The organism is Streptomyces goshikiensis, assembly GCF_014650555.1.
Classification (GTDB): domain Bacteria; phylum Actinomycetota; class Actinomycetes; order Streptomycetales; family Streptomycetaceae; genus Streptomyces; species Streptomyces goshikiensis.
Map to the genome: position 1 here is coordinate 209915 of NZ_BMVE01000007.1, position 22795 is coordinate 232709.

The following is a 22795-nucleotide window of genomic DNA, read 5'->3' on the forward strand; positions in this document are numbered from 1 at the left end:
CGGCGCGCCGGCCCGGGGTGGTTCGGTCGTGGGGTCAGGTGGTGACGGCGTACCAGACGGCTCCCGTGAGGCCGGCCGCGAGCAGCAGGACGAGCAGCGCGGAGCCGATGCCGTACGCCAGGTAGAGGCGACGGGCCCGCGCCGGATACGCGGCGGCGGCCGCCCGGTCGCGCATCCTTAGCCGCAGGTACCCCGAACTCGCGGGCGCCAGCCGTGTCACGCGCAGGCCGTGGCCGAGCATCGTGTAGCCGTCCAGCGGGGGCAGCGGCAGCAGGTTGACGAGCGCCTGCGCACTGCCGAGCAGCAGGAGCGCGCCGAGCGCGCGGCGGGTGGGATCGCCCTCTGGCAGCGCCGCCCACCAGCCGAAGAACGGCAGCAGGAACAGCAGGTTGGCGAAGGCGCCCGCGCAGGCCACCGCCACCTGGTGCCGACGGCGCGCCAGGAAGCGGTAGTTGTCGACGACGCAGTACATGATGGCGACGGGCAGCCGCCACCGCAGCCCGATCTCACCGACGGTCCCGCCGAGGTGGCGGGCCGCGATGCCGTGCGCGAACTCGTGCAGCGCGGTGCTCAGCCACATGAGGGTGGCCACCGCCAGCAGGGGCGCCGGATGGCGCAGCAGCCACCCCAGCCCGTCGGCCAGTTCACCGAACGAGACGGCCAGCGCCGCCTCCATGGCCAGGCAGCCGAGCAGCAAGGCGACGAGCACCACGGGGTGCAGCAGCGGGCGCAGGGCCCGGTGCAGCCGCGCCGTGGCGGCGTCGGCGTCGGCGACCAGCCGCAGCCGGCCGCGGAGCAGGGTGCCCTCCAGCGGGCCCCCGGGCGGTGCGGGCGTGGCCGGCGGCGGCCCGCCGGCGAGCAGCCGGCGGGTGCCGAGCAGGGCCAGCAACTGCTGCCAGTTGCCCTCGCCGAGCCGCCGCCCGAAGGCCTGCGCGTACGCGGCGCCGATCTCGGCGAGGCTGCGGGAGCCGTCCAGCCGCGAGACGAGGAAGAACTCCTTCGGCCCGATCTCGAACGAGGCCCCGGACACCGGGTCCTTGACCAGGTGGACGGTGGCGGCCCCGTTGAGCAGCGGAGCCGACAGCAGGACGTCCGGCCGCAGGGCGGGCCGGTGCCCGAGCAGTCCCGCCGGGCCGGGCGCGGGGGAGGGGCCGGTCACGGGGCGACCGCCGCGCCCTCGGGCACGCCCTCGCTCTCGCGCAGCACCCGGCCCAGCAGATGGGCCAGGTACGCCTCGTCGCGGATGGTGACGTGGAGCCGGTTGTTGGTCATGTGCATGTACGGGGAGAGCAGCAGCGGCAGCGCCTGCGCGGGATCCGTCACCCGCTCGTCCCGGGCGCCGTCCCAGGAACGGAACACCAGGTCCCCGGCGACGGCGAGGGCCTCGGCGCGCTCGCGCAGCTCCCGGCAGTGCTCCGCCCAGCCGGCCAGGAACGCCGGGAGCCGGCCGGTCTCCCCGGCGGCGAGCGCCCCGCGCACGGCGGCGAAGCGGCGGCCGAGCCCGGGGGCGGTCTGCCCGTACGTCCGGTCGTACTCCTCGGACCCGATGAACCCGGTGCCGGGGAAGGCCCGGTGCCAGAACTCGTAGTACCGGTCGAGGTATCCGGCGAGCTCCTCGCGCTCCGGCAGGAAGACGCCCGCCATGACCATCATCAGCTGGGCGGAGGTGCCCAGCAGGACGGTCCGCAGGTGCAGGTTCATCCGGTGCAGGGCGTCCATGACGAGGTCGCTGGAGCGGGCGAAGTGCCATTCGGCCAGTTCGACGCCGGCCGGGCCGCCGTACTTGCCGAACTCGGGCTCGTAGGGCTCCCGGGCGTACGAATTGTTCGGCCGCAGGTTCATCCGGCCGTCCGGGCCCATGAAGGCGGCCCGGTCGCCCTCCGGGAACTCGATGTCGAACAGCGTGTTGTAGAACTCGTTGAGGAACCCGGAGTCCACCTCGTACAGGGCCGGACGGGCCTTCAGGAACGCCGCGACGGCCTCCTCGGCGCGGCGCCGCACCTCGGGCCCCGCCTCGGGCGTGACGGGGCGCAGCCGCAGGCGTACGTGCGGCCCCTCCAGCCAGTAGTTGATGAAGAAGTGGCCGGCGAGCAGGCCGTCGGCGGTGAGTTCGGCGATCAGCGGCCGCACGCACCGCGTCAGCAGCGGCTGCGGGTTGGCGGCGTAGAAGATGTGCAGGGCCTGCCACGCGCCACGGGTGTCGGCGGGGCTGTCGGTGCGGGCGCCGGCGGGCGGGGTCATCTCGGACATCGGGTGCCGCCTTCCTGGTCTCGGATGGTTGAGGTGAACGTCTCGACGGCCAGTTCGGCGACGTGGGCGCCGCGGGCCGAGCGCACGTGCGGGCCGTCGGGGCCGGGGAGCATCTCGCGGAAGACGACCCGGTGCGCCGGATCGCGCAGCAGCGTCTCGAAGGCCGCGAGCGAGAGGAGGCTCGCGAAGTCGACGTACTGCGGTTTGGCCCCGGCGGCCGACGGGCCGGCCGAGACGGTGGCGAACACCTGCTCGGGCAGGCCGTGGGTACGCCGCCAGCGCTGCCAGTCGAGGAAGTGCCCGGCCTCCCGCGCCCCCCGGACGGGCAGGGCGCCCGCCGTGGTGGTCCAGCTGCGCCGGCTGAGGACCACGTCGCCGTGGACCACCCGGGGCCGCGTGGTCACCCGGTCGAGGGCCGCGCCCTCCGGTACGCCCGCCCACACGTCGAGCGGGGACATCGACGACGGGGACAGCAGCAGGAGCGTGCGCGGGATCGCGGGCAGCGCGAGCGGCACCAGGTAGCCGAGGTAGACGGGGATCACCTCGCGCCCCAGCCGCCGGGACCGCAGCACCACCCGCCCCGTCGCCGGCACGTGCTCGGCGTACAGGTCGTCCAGGTGCAGCCGGCGCTCCGGCGGGAGCGTGCCGCTCTCGCCCGGGCAGACGATCTCGTAGTCGGTCAGCTCCCCGTGCAGGTTGAGGTTGGTGGTGACCGGACCCCCGGTGACCTCGGCGAAGACCGCGCCAGGCGGGGTGACCCGGCGGGCGGTGTCCCGCAGCCCGGCGCAGAAGCCGGCGCCCGGCGCGTCCGTCGGCCCCGGCCCGCCCTGCTCCTCGTACACGTGAGTGAAACGGCTGAAGGGGAAGGCCAGACCGCCGTACGAGCGGTTCAGGACGGTCAGCGGGGTGCCGTCGGCGGGATCGCGGGCGAACTGGAGGTGGTGGCAGCGCGGTGCGAAGTCCGGTGTCACCGGCGCAAGTTCAGCCGCCACCTCGGCCAGGTCTGCCTCGTCGAGACGGATGTGGTCCGCGGCCGTCCCGTCCGCCCCGTCCGTCCCGGCCGTCCCGTGCGCGGCCTCGTACGCCGACCAGGCCCGCCGCATCCGGCCGATGAACGCCCGGCGCGCCGCGTCCAGGGCCCGGATCCCGGGCAGGCCCAGCCAGTTCTCCTCCGCGACGTACTCGCCGCGCTCGTCGAAGGGCCTCCGCCGGGCGGTGAACGACAGGTACTGGTCGTAGAAGTCCTCGTGGAAGTCGTGCACCAGCCCCAGGAGGTCCTCGCAGCGGCCCCCGGAGCCGTACCGCGCGGTGAAGAACCCCTCGAAGGTGACCCGCCCGGCCAGCGTGAGGTCGAAGGCGGGCAGGATCCGCTCGACCGAGCGCAGCGCGGTCCAGTCCGGCGGCGCGCAGGGCAGCTCGTGGCCCCCGCTCACGTCCTCGTACAGCAGGGTCTGCGGCAGGGCCGCGTCCGGTGCGCCGAGTTCCTCCCACGCCCGGTGCAGCCCGCTGCGCAGTTCCCGCAGCAGCCCGGCCCGTTCGGCGTGCCCGGCCTCCGGATAGCCGGCCAGCGCCGCGGCGGGCGCCTCCAGCAGGGCGGCGAGCCGGTCCGCCCAGGGCCGCTCCAGCGAGGTCAGCGACCGCTGGAAGGAGCGCAGCGGATCCCCGCCGTGCACCTCGGTGTCGAGGCAGGGCACGCGCACCATGCCGAGCTGGAGGAGGGCGGCGACGTACGCCTCGCACTCGGCGGGATCCGCGGCGTGCTCGGCGGCCAGCCAGTCGGTCAGCTCCCGGTGCCGCAGCTCGGGCCGCCCGGCGAACAGGGCGAGGAGGCGGTCGAGCGTCCCGCTGCGCCGCAGGAAGAACAGCCGGTCCTTGACCGCGTCGAAGGTGACGGCGGCCGAGTCGTCGCCCGCCGTGACCGAGCGGCGCACGTAGCGGATCCGGTCCTCCTCGTGGCCCCAGCCCGAGGCCGGGCGCAGCGGCAGGTCCCGGCGGCGCACGGGGTCGGCCAGGATCAGCTCGGCGAGCCGCGCGAGGACCACGACGTTGAGGCGGACGTGGCTGCTCCAGACGTCCGCGACCCGCGCCGCGCCGCCCGGTGCGCCGTCGCCCGTGAAACGCCCGGTCGCCACCCCGGTGAAGGTGCTGAACGGGCTCGTCTTGCAGGCCGTCCGGTACACGTACGAGAGGACCGACCGCTCGGCCTTGCGGGCCCGCCCGCCCGGCACGCCCTCGGCGCTCGCGTACCCGTCGAGCTGCTTCTCCAGCACCGGGGAGGCGAGCAGCAACCCGTGCCGCAGCCGCTCGTCGGCCAGCAGCTCGCGCAGCGCGGCCCGGTTCCCGGCCAGGTCGGCGGCCAGCAACGGCGGGCCCTCGGCCAGCAGTTTGTCCAGGAGCCCGCGCCGGTGCAGCCAGCCCGCGAGGTGCTCGGCGGCGTCCTCGTCCATGGCGGCCACGGCTTCCACGGCCGTCTCCGTCGACGCGTCCCGGCGGGCCGGCGGCCGGCCGTTGTGGATCTGGCGGCGCAGCCGCAGCAGCGCGCGCCGCTGGGCGGCGCCCGGGCCGTCCGGCGCCGGATCGGTGGCCCCGACGGCCTCGTGGAGTACGTCACCCAGCCGCTGCTCGCCCTTGCGCAGGGCCGCCTCGGCGGTCAGGACCTCCTCGGCCCAGCGCCCGGTGTCGGTGGCGCGCAGGGCTTCGACCGCGGACAGCGGGAGTCCGGCGACCCGGAGCATGAAGCGGTCGCCCGCCTGCCATTCGGTGGTGTTCATCGTCGGCTCCCCTCAGGCGATTTCGTGACGGAAGTCGGCCGGGCGCGGACGGTCGTGCCCCAGCAGCATGATCAGCAGGGGCGCCTCGTCGGTCCCGGTCAGCCCCAGCTCCTCCCGGTACGAGATGTTGTCGAAGCCGAGCGCCACCCCGGCGCCCAGGCCGAAGGCCGCGGCCGTGGTGTAGAAGGTCTGGGCGACCGCGCCGATGGTGGCGCCCACCAGCCGGTAGCCGCGATCGCCCACCGCGTCCAGGACCGCGGTGGTGCGGACCGTCGGGACGATCACCGCGCCGGCCTGCTCCAGGTTGTAGTTGGACAGGAAGTAGTTGCGCTGGAGGAAGGACCCGGGCGGCCCCGGCACCCTCAGCCGCAGGGTGTGGGCGGCCGGATCGTAGGCGTACGCGCCGGGCGCGATGCCCTCGACGTGGTTGACGAAGGCGTACAGCGAGGTGAGCGGGGGCCCGCCGGGGCGCTCGGTCTCCGTGCCGTACGCCGTGGCCGCGCAGTCGGCCAGCGCGGCGGCGAACGGCCCGGCCGCGAGGGTACGGGAGGCGTCGAACCGGCCGAAGCTGCTGCGGCGTTCGCGCAGCGCCCGCCGGGTGGTGACCGGTGGCGCGGGCGGCGCGGGCAGCGGCAGCGGATCGCCGCCCCGGGGCGGGAACGCGGCGGCCGCGTCCAGCGCGTCCGGCGCCGGGCGGTCGGCGGCCCGGCCCGCGGTGGCCTCGTGGATGCGGCGCAGCGTCTCGAACACGAGGACGCGGCGGGAGCGTTCGACGTCCCGGTGCCGGACGGCCGGGGCCGTCTCAGGGGCCGGGGTGACGTCGGGGGCCGGGGCAGCTCCCGGCTGTCCGGCACCGGGCGCCCCGTCCCAGGTCAGGGGCACCACCGCGAAGATCCCCTCCTCCTCGGGCGCCACGCCCAGCAGCCGGGCCAGGCGTTCCTCGTCGAACCACAGCACCGGGTCGATCCGCAGCCCGTACCGCGCGGCCCACAGCCGCCACGTCTGCACCAGGGCGCCCACGTCCATGCTCACGGCGTGGAAGGAGAAGCTGTTGTACTTGAAGGCGTTCTGCCAGTACTTCACCCCGAGGACGAGGTACTGCGTCGCCGCCGCGGCCGCGCCGGCCCCCGGGCCGAGGGCCGACCGGACCTCCCCGGTGACATCGCCCGTCAGCAGCCGGCGCAGCCCGTGCTGGTGCGGCGCGTAGTGGTAGAGCCCCGGGGTCAGCGGCCCGCCCGGGCCCGCCGCCCAGTGGACGGACACCGGGTAGAGCCCGCCGCCCGACGCGGTGCCCCGCGACCAGTTCGCGTGGGTGTAGTGCGGCAGCGCCGCCAGGTCGGTGTTCGCCTGGACCGCGAGCCGCCGGCCGGTCAGCCCGTACGAGTCCCGGAGCATCCCGGACAGCAGCGGCAGGGTGAACCCCCGGACCCCACCGGCGGCCTGCTCCGGCGGTTCCGGCGATTCCGGCAGCGGCAGGGTCTCGGCGTCCGGGTGGAACTTGGCCTTGCGGGGCCGGTCGGCCCAGTCGGGCACGAAGTCGGCGGGCTCCATCGGCACCCGGCCGCGGTGCATGATCTCGTGGGCGTAGACATGGGCGTAGCCCATGGGTCCTCCTACGTTCGGGTCGGACGCCGGTCGCGGCGGCCGGGTCAGGGGAAGGGGTGGGGTGCCGGGTTCAGGTCGCCGGGCTCCAGCGCGCGCTCGCGCAGCCCGGCGGTGAACAGGCCGGTCCGCATCCGTGGCATGCCGAGCGCCCGCTGCCGGGACCACCCGAAGTCGATGGGGAGCAGCCCGGGGACGAGCACGCTCACCGTGTGCAGGCCGAGCTTCCGCTGCTCGGGCATCGTCTGGTCCACGACCACGACGTCGAAGCCCTCCGCCGTGACCGCCGACACGCACCGCTCCAGATCCGTGCGCACGTCGTCCGAGGCGGCCGCGCCCCACCGGTCGGGCCACTCCAGCTCGGCCACCGTCCGCGTCGGCCCCCCGCCCGGCGCCCGCAGCAGGAAGTCCGCGTGCCGGCCCATCTCCGGGACCCCGTAGACGAGCGGATGGTCGTGCAGCGCCGTGACCAGGGAGAAGTCGGCCGCCATGGCGCGCAGCCGGGCCTCGTCGCGCTCGGTGCGCCCCGGTAGGTTGACGGCGTCCGTGGCGATCTCGCAGAGCGCCGAGTCCAGGGCCGACTCCGGGTCGAGACCGGCTCCCGCCCCGAAGCACATCCGGCCGGTGCCGCCGTCGAAGCGCTCGGCGACCGCCGTCACGACGGGGATCGGGAAGGTGATCCGGGTGTCGAAGAAGCGGGCGCGGTAGCCGTACATCGCCAGCCGGTCGACCATCGCGCGCGTCGCCGGACGGGAGCTGCTCGCCGGGTCGATCTCGGGCAGCGGCTGCCGTCCGTACCAGGTGAGGAGGAAGGCGTCCCGCTCGACGACCTCCATCAGGGCGAAGTACACGGCCTCGGCCGCACTGCCGCCGGAGGCGCAGCCGTTGGAGCTCTCCTGCACGAACCGGTTCTCCAGGCCCGGCGCGTGGTAGTACGTCAGGATCTCCGGCACCAGCCGGGGCACCCTGTCGCGCAGCGACCAGCCCCACACCCAGGCGATCTCCCGGTCCGGGTCGAAGGGGCGCACGCGCGGGTTCTCCCGGTGGAAGGCCTCGCTGTACAGGCCCACCTCCCGCGGGTCGACGGCATCGGCGCCGAACCGCGACAGCGGACCGGTGACGCTCGTGGTCCGCGACCGCGCCCGCATCCCTGCGTAGCGCTCCAGCCCCTCCAGGACCCCCACCTGCCCGCTGCGGGTGAAGGAGTCCGTGTGACCGCCCCAGAACGTCTCGCGCAGGTACTCGCCCGAACGCATAGAGAAACAGCCGATGGTGGCGGAGGTGGTGGTCGAGGACACGTCCTGGACGAGGGAGGGACCCAGCGCCCCGCACAGCGGGTTGGCGAAGGCCGCCACCTCGATCCCGTACGACTCGACGGGGCGGGTACGGAAGACACCGGGCCGGTACTTGGGCGAGGGCGGCAGGTCCAGGGCGGCCCCCGCCGCGGTGTCCGTCTCCGGCGCGGCGCACCCCGGGCACTCGGGGTCGGGAACCAGCGGATGGCGGCGTACGGAGCCGGTCCGCAGGTCCAGGAGCCGCACCTGGGGGAAGACGCCCCCGGGGGAGGCGGCGCCGGGCGCCCCGGCGGCGGTGATCAGCGCGGCCAGCGCATCGGCGGCGAAGGCGTGCGCGTACGGCCAGGCACCGGCGGCCAGGGTGCCGCCGCCCAGCTCCAGGGCGTCCCGGAGCGCGACGGACCGCACGGCCTGCCAGCGGCGCTCCAGACACCGCGCACAGCCGCCGGGCGTCCCCACGACCGCCTGGTGGCCGTACAGGTGCACGGGCACGGAGGCCCGGCTCCCCCCGGGTCCGGGGGCGGGGCGCGCGAAGGCGTCCGCGGTCCCCAGCGCCGACAGCGTCACCCTCGGGCCGCCGAGCGCGCCGAGGGCACGCTCCAGCAGCGCGGTGAAGCGGGCCGCCGCGCCGGGGCCGAGCGCGTGGACGACCTCGGGGCCGGCCGCGACCCGGCCGGCGGGGATCCGGTCAGTGGTCATCGCCCGGCTCCTGGGCGCAGGTGAGGAGCACTCTGGCGGTGTGCAGTCCGGCGGAGGCCAGGTCGGGGGAGCCGGTGGGGACGACGTAGGCGTCACGGCCCGCCGCGCGCAACCGGTCCAGCACCCCGGCCCAGTCGGCGGCGACCGGGTTCCCACCGGCGTCACCGGCGTCGGCGGACAGGGTGAGCGTGCGGGCGTCGAGGTCCCGCAGCAGCGGATCACCGGTGTCGGCGGGAGCCCCGGAAGCCGCGGCGTCGCGCTCGTACTGCACGGCGCCCAGCAGGTCCCGCAGGGCGTCGGCCGTCGCCGTCCGCCGGTCCAGGGCGGCGCCCACGGCCCAGCGGTCCGCCGCCCGGGCGAGCAGCACCTGGACACCGGACCGAGCGGCCTCGCCGAGGTCGAGCAGCTCGACGGTGATCCCGAGGCGCTCCGCCGACCGTACGAGGAAGGCGAGTTCGGCGTCGGGCGTCCCCTCCGTCAGCGCGACCGGCGCGGCCGCCGCCCCGCGCACCGCACGCAGCAGCGCGTCGTGGGCCAGCGCCGACAGCAGGCCGGCCGCCGCCGCGTCGGCGGGCGAAGGGCCCGCGCCGGCGCCGGCGCGGGTGCGCTCGAAGAGCCGGTCGCCGTTGTGCGGCCCGAACGGGCGCACCGCCGCCGCCGGAACCAGCACGGGTTCCTTCGTGACCAGCGAGACGGCCCGCTGCCAGGCCCCGGCCGCGCCCGGCAGACCGGAGGCGAGGGTCAGCGAGGCCTCCGCGACCGCCCCCTCGGCGCGTGCCACGACACCGCGCGCCGGGACGACGTGCTCGGCGTACACGAGGGCCGCGGCGTCCAGCGCCCGCATCCGCGCCCCGGCGACGTGGTGGACGTCGAAGGCCGCGACCGCGCGGGGACCCGCGTGGCCGACGCCGAACTCGACCACGCTCAGCTTCAGCGGGATCTGGGTGAGCGGCTCGTCCGCGTAGCGCGTGAAGACGCCGGTGTACGGACGGACCAGCGCGGAGCGCCGGTTCAGCTCCTCCACCAGCGCGTCCGCCTCGCGGGCGGTCTCCAGGGTCGGCAGGGCGGGCGCCCCGGAGGTGCCCGCCTCGGTGAGGGCCACGGGCGCCGGGGTCTCCCGCGCCGCCTCCTCCTCGGCCGGGGCGCAGAACGGGCACCGCGGGTGGACGAGGAGCGGTTCCGCGGTGACGTCCAGCGAGGCCATGTCCTGGACGATCACCTGGCCCGCGGTCTCGGCGGGCAGCGCTCCCGAGGCGGCGCGGAAGACCTCGTACCCCAGGAGGTTGCCGATCATCGCGGCCAGCGGCCGGCCCGGCTCGGGGCCGGACGCGGCGGGGCTCCCGGGCAGCGCCAGCGCGCTCCACAGTTCGGCGGCGGCCGCGGTGTCACGGCCGGCGGCGCCGCCGAGCCGGAGCGCGGCGCAGGCCCAGCAGCCGGCGCTGCCGGCCGTCATCAGGGGGCCGATCACGGCGTCGGAGCCGTACGACCAGGCGGGCAGCAGGGCGGCGCCGGCCGGGATCCCGGCGCGCAGCAGCGGCAGCAGCCGGGCGGGCGCGGTCCGGCCGCCCGTGACGACGACGAGGTTGTAATCGGCCAGTTCGGTCCAGCCGGGCTGGCGCCCGTCGGCCGGCGCCAGCGTGCGGAGCTCGACGGGGCAGCCGTCGCCGACGGCCTCGGCGACCTCCGGGCCGAGCGCCGAGGCGACCCGGCCCGCCGTCACGCCGACGGTCGCGCAGCCGTTGCGTATCAGGCTCGACGCGCACCAGCGGGCCACGTCGTCCTCGCCGAGGACGGCGACGCGGGTGCCGCGGAAGCGCAGGAACCGGGCCTCGGCGTCATCGGCGTAGTGGTCGGCGTACGCGATCTGCGGGGCGAACCGGCGGGCCACGTCGGGAGAGAGCACCGCCTGCCCGTCGGCGCGCGGGGCGGGGTCGGTGACGGGCCGGGCGAAGTCCCGCTCGTACAGGGTCCGGACGAGTTCGCCGACCATCGTCCGCTGTGCCTCGCCGAGGCCCCGGCACAGGTCGGCGACCGCGTGCTCGCCGGTGAGGTGGGGCACGATCAGCGTCGCGAAGCGGTAGGCGGACTTGGCCGTCAGGCGGAAGCCGCCGTCCGCGTTGTGGAACAGCACGCCGTCCGGCGTCTCGGTGAACAGCACGTCGCGGCGGATCCGGGGACGGGTCGCGGCAACGGCTTCGTAGCTGGCGTGAGCCATGGGACACCCCTGGGTGCGGTCTGGGCGGGATCGGGAGGGGGGAGCGTAGGGGGGAGAGGGGAGCGGTGAGTGGGGGGAGCGGTGTGGGCGGAGGGGTGGTGCGACGGACCGGGCGGGAGGTCAGCGCGGTGCGGCCGCCGCCGGGGCCGCCGCGGTCGTCCGGTGCGTGCGGACGTGCCAACGCGCGTAGACGCGGAGGAAGTCGTGGACGCGGTACGGGCCGGGCGGCCCGTCCTCCAACAGCCCGGAGTCCACGAGCTGTTCGAGCACGCTCTCGCTCTCCCCGGCCGACGGATCGCCGTCCGCGCCGGGCCCGCCCAGCCGGAGGAACGCCTCCCGCAGGTCCGGGGCGAGCGCGTCGAGCGCCTGCCCGAACACCTCCGGCACCGAGAGCCGGGCGTCCTCCGCGAGGGCCAGCCGGGCGGGGGGATCCGCCGCGAGCCATGCCGCGCAGTCCGCGACCGACAGGGCGGGCCGGGTCAGCAGCCGGCCGGCGGCGATCCGCAGGGCGAGCGGGAAGTGACCGCAGACGGAGGCCAGTTCCCGGGCGGCCGCGGGCTCGGCGGCGATCCGCCGGGCGCCGATGAGCCCGGCGAGCAGCCCGTACGCCTCGGCGGGCCGCAGTACGTCGAGCCGGTGCACCGCGCCGCCGTGCGTGGCGACGACCGCGGCCAGGGCGCGCCTGCTGGTCACGATGACCGAGGCGTCTCCCGCCGCGGGAAGCAGCGGGGTCACCTGCCAGGCGCCGGCCGCGTCGTCCAGGACGATCAGCTGCCGGTCGGCGCCGGTACCCGCGCCGGCGTCCGCAGCGGCTTCGGGCAGCAGGCGGGCCGCCTCCTCGACGGTCAGCGGTGTTCCGTCGGGCCGGGCCAGCGCGAGTACGAACACCCCGCCGGGGAAGGAGTGCTGTGTCTCGTGGGCCGTCTGACGGGCCAGCGCCGACTTTCCGATGCCCGGTGCGCCCGATACGACGACCAGCCGGGGCCCGTCGGCGCAGGTGAGCCGCTCGGCGATGGCTCTTCGGTCGCTCTCGCGCCCGGCGAAGGCGGGGACGGGCGGTACCTCCCGTCTCGGCCGGCGGCCGTGGGCGGGCGCGCCGCGCGGCGGCAGTGCGGGGACCGCGGACCCGGTCAGCGCCCGGGCGGGCGCCGACGGGGGCACCGGCGGGGCGGGCGCCAGGTCCTCGGAGCGCAGGATGGCGAGCTCCAGACGGCGCAGTCCCGGGCCCGGGTCGATGCCCAGCTCGTCGCGGAGCCGGTCGCGTACGGTGCGGTACTCGGCGAGCGCCTCGGCCTGCCGTCCGGTGCGGTAGAGGGCCTCGATGAGCTGCTCGGTGAACCGTTCGCGCACCGGGTGGCGGCGGGCGCCCTCGTAGAGGTCGACCAGGACCTGATGGCAGTTGCCGGCGGCGAGTTCCAGGTCGCAGACCCTCTCCAGGACCCGTAGCCGCTCCTGTTCGAGAGCGGGGACGGCATCCTGCTGGAGCATGCGCGAGGCCACGTTGGCCAGGGGCTGCCCGTGCCAGAGCGACAGGGCCTCCCTGAGCCGGTAGAGCTCCTCTCCCGGGCCGGTCGCGGATCCCGCGCCGGCCGTGAGCGTGCGGAAGAGCACGAGGTCGAGGGTCTCGGTGTCGTTGCGCATCCGGTAACCGCCCGGCACGGCCTCGATGGTGGTCGCGGATATGCCGTACTTGGCGAACAGCCGGCGCAACCGGAGCACGCAGGTCTGCAGTGCGGCGCGGGCGGTGGCGGGCGGTTCCTCGTCCCACACGGCGCGCAGCAGATAAGTGGTCGACACGACGGAGTTGGGATGCAGCAGGAGCGCGGCGAGAAGGCTGGTCGGCTTGGACGGTTTGAGTACGACGGTTTCGGGCCCGTGCGCAATGCTCAAAGGCCCCAGAAGCTGGAACCGGATGATTGATCCCCCGTGTCGGGTCACGCATTCCCCCTATAGGGAGCGTGGCGGGGGCGGTGGTCTGCCGGTTCCGCGGGGCCCGTCACACGCCGGAAATAGTCCGGACCAGGCCTGCAGTCGCTGCTCGCCCCCCGTTGGGCGGTGAATGACTGGAACACTACATAACGGATCTTGTGGAAGTCGAGCCAAAGGGTGACTTGTTCGGCGCCAGCCGGCTGTTTCTCCCTTCTCCGTAACCTGGGCGCTTCGAGGAGTTACCGTCGGTTCGTCAAAACCGTTCAGTGCTAAACGAATTACGGTGGCGGCGCCATCCAAGCACGATGTGGTGATCCAGTTAAGGTGCATATCCCGCCACTGATCTGGCCGGTCGTCGCCCCCCGACCGGGGCGACGACCGGCCGTCAGCCCTTCACGAGGGCGCGCACGTGGTCGACGCGGCCGCAGTCCGCCGCCAGTTGCCGCTCGCGCTCCTGGAGGAAGGCGGCGCCCAGCTCGGCGCGGCGCTCGTCGGGCACGTTCTCCCGGGCGCCGTTGAGGATGGTCCGTTCCTCCTCGTCGATGTGGTGCGACACGGCCTTCACCAGGTCTTCCAGCCGCTCGTCCCACTTGTCGGAGCCGACCTCGGACACCTCCAGCAGCGCCAGCAGCGCCGCGTTGCCCTCGGCGTGCTCCTCGGCCCCGTGCTCCACCTCTTCGTTGTCGACGTCCTTGAACCGCTTCAGGGCGCCGTACACCTTGGCCTCCTCGGCCTCGCCGTGGGCGATGAGCAGGGCCGAAAACTGTTCGAGCGCCTTCGCGCGGTCGGATTCCACGCTCCGCATCCGGCGGAGGAGGTCCTCCATGGTGCGGTGGTCCTTGAGGATCACCGCGACGACGTCGTGCTGCACGGTCATGGTCCGCTCCTGTTCCTGCTCGTGTTCGTTCAGGTTTCCGAAGGGGGGCTCAGCGCCGCCGGCCTCCACCGGAGACCATCCGGTAGGCGAGCAGCAGGATCATCGAACCGACGATCGCGGCGACCCATGTTGACACCTCGAAGAACCCGTCGATGGAATCGACACCGAAAAGCACCTTGCCGAGCCAGCCCCCGAGGAGCGCGCCCGCTATGCCGATCAGGATGGTGATGATGATGCCGCCGGGATCTCTGCCGGGCAGCAGGGCCTTTGCGACGATTCCCGCGAGCAGTCCGATGACGATCCACGCGATGATTCCCACGACGTCTCCTCGATTTCTCCCGCCGAGCCCCGATTGTTCGTGACTCCCGTCAATCGCCGGGTGCTCGCTGCGGAGGAATCCAAACGCCCGGCATCGGGCGGGTCGCGGGGGACCGCTCAGCCCAGGAAGGACAGCCGTACCGTGCGCTCGGGGTTGTCCCGGTTGGTGTCCACCAGCACCACCGACTGCCAGGTTCCGAGAGCCAGCTCGCCCCGTACCACCGGAAGGGTGGCGTGCGGAGGCACGAACGCGGGCAGTACGTGGTCGCGGCCGTGGCCGGGTGAACCGTGCCGGTGCCGCCAGCGGTCGTCGGCGGGCAGCAGCGTGCGCAGCGCGTCCAGCAGGTCGTCGTCACTGCCGGCGCCCGTCTCGATGACGGCCAGCCCGGCCGTCGCGTGCGGGGTGAAGACGTTGAGCAGCCCGTCCCGGCCGCGGGCGGCCTCACTCAGGAACTCCGCGCAGGCCGAGGTCAGGTCGTGGACGGTCTCGCCTGAGCCCGTGGTCACATCGAGCGTGCGTGTGGTGAACGTGTCGGTCATGCGCCCATCCTCGCCGGGAACCCGCGGACGCGTCGGAGCCCGGCTCAGCCCGCGACGCCGAAGGGACTCGCGTCGAGGTGTTCGAGCAGGTCCGCGGGATCCCGGTAGACCGGGCCGGCGCCCGCCGCTTCGAGGTCGTGACGGGGAATGCCGCCGCTGAGGACGCCCACGGGCCGCACCCCCGCCCGGGTCGCGGCCTTCATGTCCCACACGCTGTCGCCGACGAACACGGAGCCGTGCGCGGACGCGTCCGCCAGCTCCAGCGCGTGGCGGACAGGATCCGGGGCGGGCTTGCCCCGTTCCACGTCAGCGGCGCTGGCGGTGGCGGTGAGGGCGTCGTCCGCGCCGATCGCCCTCCGCAACGCGTCGAGCTCGCCGCCTCCGGCCGAGGTGACCAGGACGACGCGCCAGCCCCGGCGGCTCAGCGTGCGCAGCAGCTCGTCCGCCGAGCGCAGCCGGGGCAGGCGCTCGAAGTACGTCGCGTACAGGGTGTCGTGGGCGGCGCTCAGCGCCCCGTCCCCGCCGGTGTCCCGCTCCTCGCCGAGGAGGTGGGAGAGCAGGTCCTCGCCCGGCAGGCCGAGCGCACGGTGGATGGCGTGCATCGGTACGTCGTGCCCCGCCTGGCGCAGCGCCTCCCACCAGGACGTGACGTGCAGGTGATTGGTGTCGACCAGTGTTCCGTCCACGTCGAACAGCGCGGCCCGGTTCATGTGCCTCCTCGTCCGGGGAGCGGGACGCGCACGGGGGCGCCCACGCGAGCAGTCTCGCGTGGGCGCCCCCGGCACGCACCCGCACGCACCCTCAGCGGGCGGGTATCACCGAATCGTCGAAGGTCCCCGCACCGGGGAGCCGGTAGCGGGCGGCGACGACGGCCGCCTCCGCGCTGCCCGTACCGGTCGCCGTGCACAGCAGGGCCGAGAGTTCCTCGATGCGACGGACCGTCCTCGGACTCCCTTCGAGGGCGTTCAGGAGGCTCAGCGTCTCGTACTCACGGACGGCGGCGGGCAGCAGTGCGGGGTGGGCCATCAGCATGGAACGGATCCCTTCTCCGGCGGTCTGTCTCTCTGCCGGGCTTCTGCCCAGGGCTGCGCCCGCCACACGCCCGGGACACCGCGCACCGGGCCCGGTGGCCGCCTACTGCCAACGAATCTCCGACTCAGGTCACTAGGTGTTCAGCAGGCGGTTGAAGAAGGAGCGGTACTGCTGGAGCGCCAGCCGCAGCTCCTCCGTGGCGACCTGCCCGCCCTGGCCCCACTGTCCTTCCAGGCCCTGCTTGCGGGCGGAGAAGGTCCGGGCCAGGGTCTGCATCACCTCGGCCACGAGGGCGTCGGCGGACCTGACGGCCTCCTGCGGGTCGTCCACGAACCTGCCCTGGATCTCGCTCCAGGCCTTGCGGTAGCCCTCGGCGTCCGGGGCGCCGAGCAACGGTTCCTCATCCGCCGCCGGGGCGTCCACGGCCCCGCGCTCCGTCGTGGCCCGCCCCGGCTCCCCGTCCCACTGCTCCGTCGGCGCCCGCCCCGGAGCCCCGGTCCCGTCATACGCCTCCCGCGTGCCCGGGTCCGTCTCCCGTACGCCCTCGGCGGCGTCCCGCCTGCCCGGGTCCGTCTCCCGTACGCCCGCGGCGGTGTCCCGCGGGTCCGCGGTGGCCTCGCCCGGGTACACGGGCACCTGCTGCCGCTCGTCCTCGCGGGTGGTCGCCGCGGGCGCCCCCGCCTGGGGGTGGGCGATGTCCTCGGTCGTCAGCCCCGCCTCGTCGGCCCGGGCGTCCCGCTCTCCGTGGTCGCGCATGTCACCGGCTCCTCTGATCATTCAGCAATTCCTCGAACAGCGCGCGATAGTGCACCATCGCGCCGCGGAGTTCCTCCGTCGTCGTCTGTCCCGCGCCGCTGCGCACCTTGACGTCGTGCGCGGCGCGGTAGTGCTCCACCGTGCGTCCGTGTTCCACCGACAGGTCGCGCAGCTGCCCGCTGTAGTCCTCCGTGGGATAGCCGCGCTCGCGCATCAGCCGGGTGACCAGCTCGTCGGCCTCGCCGACGGAACGCTCCGGGCGGTCCACGAACGCCTCCTGGACGCCGCTCCACTCCTCGGTGTACTGCTTGCGCCGCTCCGGCGGCAGTTCCTTGATCTCAAGCGCGTCGTGGCGCGCCTCGCGGGAGCGCAGCTCCCGCTCCGCGGCCTTGCGGCCGCCTTCGGCCTCCACCGTCCGGTCGTACTCGGGACCGAACCGGCTGCGCAGGTGCCGTCGGCGGGACCTGGTCCACAGCCCCACGGCGAGTGCGATCACCAGGACGGCCGCGATCACGATCACGGCTATGAGCATGCTGGTCGACATGGTGTTTCTCCATCCGGGCCTCTTCAGCCTCTGCCGCGCGCCTGCCCCTGGCGGCGTCGGTCAAACCGACCGGGCCTCGAAGCCGGCGAGGGCCTCCCCGGCCCGGCGCAGTACGGAGTCGGTGCCCGCGCCGGCGTCGAGGGTGAGGCCGTCCTCGTCGGCGCCCAGCGGTTCCAGGACCTCGTACTGGGACTCCAGGAGCCGGACCGGCATGAAGTGCCCGGCCCGCCCGGCGACTCGGGCGCGCGCCACCGCCCTGTCCAGCGTCAGGTGCAGGAACCACACCGCCGGGGCGGCCTCGCGAAGGCGGTCCCGGTAGGCGCGCTTGAGGGCGGAGCAGGAGACGACGGCGCCCTCGCCGGCGCGCACGACCTCGCGGACCGCCTCCGTCAGCGCGGTCAGCCAGGGCTCGCGGTCCGCGTCGTCGAGGGGGTGCCCGGCGCGCATCCTGGCGATGTTCGCCGCCGGGTGGAAGTCGTCGCCCTCCACGAAGGGCACCCCGCGGCGGGCGGCGAGGAGGCGGCCCACGGTGCTCTTGCCCGAGCCGGACACCCCCATGACCACCACGACGGGCGGGGCCGGCCGTGCCGGTCCGGATGTCTCCACAGCGCCCTCCCGGGTGGCCCGCGAGCCGGACGGTCCGGTCAGGAGATCATCCCGGCGACCGGCTCCCTCCGGCCGCTCCTTACGCCGTCGGAGGGGTGTGGTTGCCCCGATCGGCCGAGCGGCGCGAGCCGCCCGGCGCCGCCCGCTTGCGCGCGGGCGACCGTGGTCTGCCGGTGCCGGTGGGTGAGGCCAACGATGGGAGAGACGAGTGATGTCGACCGGGGACCAGACGCTCAGGGAGACGCCGCGGATTCTCAAGGGCCAGAAGGCCCTGGTGACGGGGGCCAACTCGGGCATCGGCAAGGCGACCGCGATCGGGCTGGGCCGCGCGGGAGCCGACGTGGTCGTGAACTACGTCGCCGGAGCGCAGGAGGCCGAGGCGGTCGTCGAGGAGATCAAGTCCCACGGGGTGCGGGCCTACGCGCACGAGGCGGACGTCTCCCGGGAGGACCAGGTCGTCGCGATGGTCGACCGGATGGTCGAGGAGTTCGGGACGATCGACATCATGGTGGCCAACGCCGGACTGCAGCGGGACGCGGCCGTCACCGAGATGACGGTCGCCCAGTGGCAGAAGGTGCTGGACGTCAACCTCACCGGCCAGTTCCTGTGCGCCCGGGAGGCGACGAAGGAGTTCCTGCGCCGCGGCGTCGTGCCGGAGGTGTCCCGCTCGGCCGGGAAGATCGTCTGCATGAGCTCGGTCCACCAGATCATCCCCTGGGCGGGCCACGTGAACTACGCCTCCTCCAAGGGCGGAGTCCTGATGATGATGCAGACGCTGGCCCAGGAACTCGCCCCGCAGGGCATCCGGGTGAACGCCGTCGCGCCCGGAGCCATCCGCACCCCCATCAACAAGGACGCCTGGGACACCCCCGAGGCCGAGAAGGCCCTGCTCCAGCTGATCCCCTACCGCCGGGTCGGGGACCCCGAGGACATCGCGAACGCGGTGACCGTCCTGGCCTCCGACCTGATGGACTACGTCGTCGGGACCACCCTCTACGTCGACGGCGGGATGACCCTCTTCCCCGGCTTCGCGACCGGAGGCTGACCCACCGCCCTCACGAGTCACCGAGGACCGCTTGATGATCCCAGTACACCTCCTGGCGGACGCCCCCGCGCAACTGCTGCCCGCGCGGGAACTGATGGCGTTCACCCTGGCCATGCACATCACCCTGGTGCCGCTGGGGGTGGCGTTGCCGTTCATCACCCTGGTCATGCACCACCGGGGCCTGCGGAAGTCGGACCCCGTCGCGCTGCTGCTGGCCCGCCGCTGGTCCGCCGTGATGGCCGTGCAGTTCGCCGTCGGCATCATCACGGGCACCGTGCTCTCCTTCGAGTTCGGCCTGCTCTGGCCCGGCATGATGGGCCGCTGGGGCGATGTCTTCGGCCTCGGCTTCGGCATCGAGGCCTGGGCCTTCTTCCTTGAGGCGATCCTGATCGCCATCTACCTCTACGGCTGGCGCCGGCTGCCTCCGAAGACGCACTTCTGGCTCGGCGTACCGCTGCCGCTGGCGGCCCTGATGGGCGCCTTCGGCATCATCGCCGCCAACTCGTGGATGAACACCCCGCGCGGCTTCACCCTCGACGGCAACGGCCGGCCGGTGGACGTCACCGTCCAGCAGGCGATCTTCACGCCGATGTTCGGCCCGCAGTACTGGCACTTCGTCGTCGCCATGTTCATCACCGCCGGCTACGTGGTGGCCGGGGTCTACGCGGTCGGCTGGCTCCGGGGCCGCCGCGACCGCTACCACCGCCTCGGTTTCACCGTGCCGTTCACGGTCGCCGCGATCCTCACCCCCGTGCAGTTCGTCCTCGGCGACAACATCGCGAGGCAGGTCTTCCTCAAGCAGCCCATCAAGTTCGCCGCCCTGGAACTGGTCTGGGAGACCGACACGCACGTTCCCGAGTACCTGTTCGGCCGGCTCCAGGAGGACGGCACCGTCAAGGGCGGCATCAAGATCCCCCAGCTCGACTCCATCCTGGCCGGGAAGAGTCCCGACACGAAGGTCACCGGCCTGAGCTCGGTGCCCGCATCCGACCGCCCCACCGCCACCCAGGCGACCATCGCGCACTGGGCCTTTGACATCATGGCGCTCGTCGGCACCGCCCTGATCCTGCTCGCCCTCTGGTACGCCTGGTGCTGGTGGCGCCACCGCGACCTGCCGAAGTCCCCCTGGTTCTTCCGCTGCGCCGCCGTTTCCGGCGTGGCCAGCGTGGTGACCGTGGAATGCGGCTGGATCAGCACCGAGGTGGGCCGCCAGCCCTGGATCGTCTACGAGAACATGCGGGTGTCCGAGGCGGTGACGCCCACCGGAGCCTCCGCCCTGTGGGCCGTGTTCGGTCTCGTCGTCGTGGTCTACCTGCTGGTCTTCGGCTCGCTCCTCGGCGTGGTGCTGAAGATGAGCGGCCGCTGGCGGCTCGCCGACGCCGCGTCCGGCCCCGGACCGGCCGGGGAGCCCGCCGACGACCCGGAGGCGGACACCCCGTACGGCCCGCGTCCCGAACCGGCCGGCGCCGCCCCCGGTGACCACCGAGCACCTGGGAGCGAGCAGTGACCGCGAACGTCGTCGCCTGGATCCTGCTGCTCGTGATCGCCGCCTACGCGTGCGGCGGGGGAGTCGACTACGGCGCCGGGTTCTGGGACCTGTGCGCCGGCGGCGCGGCACGGGGCAAGCGCCCGCGCTGGCTGATCGACCACGCCATGGCACCGGTCTGGGAGGTCAACAACGTCTGGCTGATCTTCGTACTGGTCCTGATGTGGACCGGATTCCCGGAGTTCTTCCAGACGGTGTTCACCGCCCTGTGGCTCCCCCTGGCGCTCGCCGCCGTCGGCATGGTCCTGCGCGGCGCCGGTTTCGCCCTGCGCAAGCCCACCCGCAACCTCGCCGGCCGCCGGATCTACGGCGCCGCCTTCGCCGTCTCCTCCCTGCTCACCCCGTTCTTCCTGGGCGCGGTCATCGGAGGCGTGGCCTCCGGGCGCGTCGCACCGGGCACCGTCGCCTCGGCCCACGCCTGGGCCAACACCACCTCGGTCATGGCCGGCCTGGTGGCCGTCGCCGCCACCGCCTTCCTGGGAGCCGTCTTCCTCTCCGTGGACGCCCGGCGCTTCGGGGCCACCGACCTGATCGGCTACTTCCGCCTCCGGGCCCGGATCGCCGGCTTCGCCCTGCTCGTGGTCGGCGTGATCGGTGTGACGCTGACCGACCCGCAGGCCGCGTACGTCCACCACGGGCTCACCCACGGCGCCGGACTGGCCGCCCTCCTCGCCGCCGTCGCGGCCCTGGTGCTCACCACCTGGCTGGTCTCCGGCCCCGCCTCCGGGTGGGCTCGGTACTCCTCGGTGGCCACCGTGGCGCTGCTGGTCGCCGCCTGGGGACTCGCCCAGCGGCCCTACCTGGTGCCCACGAGCCTGACCGTCCAGGAGGCCGCCGGGGCGAGCGAGCCGCTCCACTGGATGCTCTTCGTCACCGCCGTCGCCCTGGTGCTGATCGGCCCCGCCCTGGTCCTGCTGTACCGCCTCGACACCCGGGGCGTACTGGAACCCCTCACCGAGGAGGACGTCGCCGAATGACGGGAGGGGACGGGGTGCGGTGACCTCCACCCAGGTCCTGGTCGGCACCGCGCTGATCGTCGCCCTCGCCGTGGGCTCCCAGCTGCTGGCGAGCCTCCTGCGGATCCCGGCGATCCTCCTGCTGCTCCCGGCCGGTTTCATCGCGGGCGTCCTGACCGACGACGTCAACCCCGAGAAGCTGCTCGGCGCCGCGTTCTCCCCCCTCGTCTCGCTCGCCGTGGCGGTGATCCTCTTCGACGCCGGACTCGGCCTGGACACCCGCCGGCTGCGGGGCCACACCCGCACCGTCGTGGTCCGGCTGATCTGGCTCGGGGCCCTGCTCACCGCGGTGGCGACAGCGCTGCTCGCCGTCCCCGTCCTCGGCATGTCCACCGGCGCGGCCGTCATGCTGGGCGCGATCCTCGTCGTCAGCGGACCGACGGTGGTCGGACCGCTCCTCGACTTCGTCCGCCCGAGCGAGCGCCTCCAGCGCGTCCTCGTCTGGGAGGGCACCCTGATCGACCCGCTCGGCGGCATCCTCGGGGCGCTCGTCTTCCACGGGGTCCGGGCCGGCGGGCAGCAAGGCCTCGGCAGCCAGGTCCTGGAGTTCGGCGGCAGCGCGGCCGTCGGACTGCTCGGCGGCACCGCCGGAGCGGCGGCGCTCTGGCTGCTGCTGCGCCGCCTCGACCTCGGTGAAGTGCTCGGCACGACGGTCCAGTTCGCCACCGTGGTCGCGGTCGCGGCGGCCTGTGACGCGTTCCGTGACGACACCGGCCTCATCGCCGCCGTCGTCATGGGGATGGCGCTGGCCAACCTGCCGGGGCTGGACATCCCCGCCCGGCGGCCCTTCTTCGAGACGCTGGTCTCACTGATCATCGGCGTGCTGTTCGTCTCCATCTCGGCCACCGTCACCCCGCAGTCCCTCAGCCACGTGGTGCTGCCCGCGCTCGTGCTCGTCGCCGCCCTCGTCCTCGCGGTCAGACCCCTGGTGGCGCTGCTCTCCACGGCCCGGACCGACGTCCCCTACCGCGAGAGGTGGTTCATCGGCTGGATGGCCCCGCGCGGCATCGTCGCCGCGGCCACCGCCTCCACCTTCTCCGTCTCCCTCGTCCAGGCCGGCGTCGCCGGCGCGCAGAAGATCCTCCCGGCCACCTTCATCGTGATCGTCGCCACCGTCATGGTGTACGGCCTCACCGCGCTCCCCGCGGCCCGGCTGCTCGGCGTCCGCCGGTCCGCCCGGTCCCGGCCGCTCCTGGTGGGCGGCGATCCCTGGGTGGTGGAGCTGGGCGGCGCCCTGCGCGCGGCGGGTCTGGACGTACTCATGTGGGCCGGCCTCGACGAGCAGCGCCGGAGCATCAAGGACGCCGGTCTCGGACTGGCCCCGGGCGAACTGCTCGCCGCCGCGACCGGCGCCGGCGCCGAACTCGAAGGCATCACCGACGTACTCCTGCTCACCAGCGAGGACGACTTCAACGCGCTCGCGCTGCTCACCCTCAAGGCGACGGTGAAGGGCCCCGTCCACCGCCTGGAGCCGCCCACCCGCAGCCACGGGGTCATCGCCCCCTACACCGGAGGCGAGGCGCTGTTCTCCCGCGGACTGGGCCGGACCGAGCTGGCCCGCCGGTACGCGGACGGCGCCCGTGTCGTCGCCTTCCGGGTCGAGGGGGACATCCCGCCCGGACACGAGGTGCTGTTCCTGGTGCGCCCGAGCGGACAGCTCCTCGCGGTCACCGACACCACCGTGCCCGTACCGGCGGCCGGGGACACCGCCATCCTGCTGACCCCCGCGGCCGCGCCCGGCCGCGGGTAGGCGC

Annotated in this window: 19 protein-coding genes; 4 read left to right on the forward strand and 15 right to left on the reverse strand. The window is 74.2% G+C overall.

The genetic code is table 11. The features are described from left to right. Positions 1–34: 34 nt before the first annotated feature. The 15 genes from IE248_RS22025 to IE248_RS22095 all read right to left on the reverse strand — a co-directional run bounded on the left by IE248_RS22025 (position 35) and on the right by IE248_RS22095 (position 17434). Positions 35–1159: a zinc metalloprotease gene (locus IE248_RS22025; protein WP_190031474.1), complete on the reverse strand. Its 1125-nt coding sequence runs from the start codon at positions 1157–1159 to the stop codon at positions 35–37. Next, positions 1156–2241, reverse strand: a complete 1086-nt coding sequence (locus IE248_RS22030; protein WP_373301585.1) for a lantibiotic dehydratase C-terminal domain-containing protein — start codon at positions 2239–2241, stop codon at positions 1156–1158. The genes IE248_RS22025 and IE248_RS22030 overlap by 4 nt, the downstream gene beginning before the upstream one ends. Further along, positions 2238–5021, reverse strand: coding sequence for a lantibiotic dehydratase (locus tag IE248_RS22035; RefSeq protein ID WP_229895450.1), 2784 nt, complete (start codon positions 5019–5021; stop codon positions 2238–2240). Before IE248_RS22035 ends, IE248_RS22030 begins: the two co-directional genes overlap by 4 nt. Positions 5022–5033: 12 nt before the next feature. Next, positions 5034–6626, reverse strand: coding sequence for a SagB family peptide dehydrogenase (locus IE248_RS22040; protein WP_190031475.1), 1593 nt, complete (start codon positions 6624–6626; stop codon positions 5034–5036). 44 nt (positions 6627–6670) lie between these two features. Next, positions 6671–8602, reverse strand: a complete 1932-nt coding sequence (locus IE248_RS22045; RefSeq protein WP_373301586.1) for a TOMM precursor leader peptide-binding protein — start codon at positions 8600–8602, stop codon at positions 6671–6673. A 4-nt stretch (positions 8603–8606) separates the two neighbouring features. Further along, positions 8607–10832 (reverse strand): TOMM precursor leader peptide-binding protein, encoded by a 2226-nt coding sequence (locus tag IE248_RS22050; protein ID WP_190031477.1) that lies wholly within the window; start codon positions 10830–10832, stop codon positions 8607–8609. Between the two features lie 120 nt (positions 10833–10952). After that, positions 10953–12629, reverse strand: a complete 1677-nt coding sequence (locus IE248_RS22055) for an AfsR/SARP family transcriptional regulator (RefSeq protein ID WP_373301575.1) — start codon at positions 12627–12629, stop codon at positions 10953–10955. A gap of 517 nt (positions 12630–13146) precedes the next feature. Further along, complete coding sequence (locus IE248_RS22060) at positions 13147–13638, reverse strand: hemerythrin domain-containing protein (protein WP_100583024.1); 492 nt, start codon at positions 13636–13638, stop codon at positions 13147–13149. Between the two features lie 49 nt (positions 13639–13687). After that, on the reverse strand, positions 13688–13957 hold the full coding sequence (locus tag IE248_RS22065) for a GlsB/YeaQ/YmgE family stress response membrane protein (RefSeq protein ID WP_037796974.1): 270 nt from the start codon (positions 13955–13957) through the stop codon (positions 13688–13690). Between the two features lie 116 nt (positions 13958–14073). Next, the gene (locus IE248_RS22070) at positions 14074–14496 is read right to left on the reverse strand and encodes a YjbQ family protein (protein ID WP_037796972.1); all 423 of its coding nucleotides are present in this window, start codon (positions 14494–14496) and stop codon (positions 14074–14076) included. Positions 14497–14540: 44 nt separating this feature from the next. Further along, on the reverse strand, positions 14541–15206 hold the full coding sequence (locus tag IE248_RS22075) for an HAD family hydrolase (RefSeq protein ID WP_190031478.1): 666 nt from the start codon (positions 15204–15206) through the stop codon (positions 14541–14543). A 91-nt stretch (positions 15207–15297) separates the two neighbouring features. Continuing rightward, complete coding sequence (locus tag IE248_RS22080) at positions 15298–15528, reverse strand: DUF5133 domain-containing protein (RefSeq protein ID WP_037795297.1); 231 nt, start codon at positions 15526–15528, stop codon at positions 15298–15300. Between the two features lie 132 nt (positions 15529–15660). Further along, positions 15661–16284, reverse strand: coding sequence for a hypothetical protein (locus IE248_RS22085; protein WP_073794052.1), 624 nt, complete (start codon positions 16282–16284; stop codon positions 15661–15663). Between the two features lies 1 nt (position 16285). Then, complete coding sequence (locus IE248_RS22090; protein ID WP_190031479.1) at positions 16286–16828, reverse strand: hypothetical protein; 543 nt, start codon at positions 16826–16828, stop codon at positions 16286–16288. Between the two features lie 60 nt (positions 16829–16888). Beyond that, a complete protein-coding gene (locus IE248_RS22095) occupies positions 16889–17434 on the reverse strand; it encodes a gluconokinase (RefSeq protein WP_190031480.1) in 546 nt (181 codons plus the stop codon). Between the two features lie 211 nt (positions 17435–17645). On the opposite strand from IE248_RS22095, the gene IE248_RS22100 reads away from it, so the two are divergent. From IE248_RS22100 to IE248_RS22115, 4 genes are read left to right on the forward strand one after another with little or no spacing between them, the layout of a single operon-like run. Further along, a complete protein-coding gene (locus tag IE248_RS22100; RefSeq protein ID WP_008743730.1) occupies positions 17646–18479 on the forward strand; it encodes an SDR family oxidoreductase in 834 nt (277 codons plus the stop codon). A gap of 34 nt (positions 18480–18513) precedes the next feature. Beyond that, positions 18514–19986, forward strand: a complete 1473-nt coding sequence (locus IE248_RS22105) for a cytochrome ubiquinol oxidase subunit I (protein WP_190031481.1) — start codon at positions 18514–18516, stop codon at positions 19984–19986. Further along, on the forward strand, positions 19983–21002 hold the full coding sequence (locus IE248_RS22110; protein ID WP_037796967.1) for a cytochrome d ubiquinol oxidase subunit II: 1020 nt from the start codon (positions 19983–19985) through the stop codon (positions 21000–21002). Before IE248_RS22105 ends, IE248_RS22110 begins: the two co-directional genes overlap by 4 nt. A 19-nt stretch (positions 21003–21021) precedes the next feature. After that, the gene (locus tag IE248_RS22115) at positions 21022–22791 is read left to right on the forward strand and encodes a cation:proton antiporter (RefSeq protein ID WP_190031482.1); all 1770 of its coding nucleotides are present in this window, start codon (positions 21022–21024) and stop codon (positions 22789–22791) included. Positions 22792–22795: the final 4 nt, after the last annotated feature.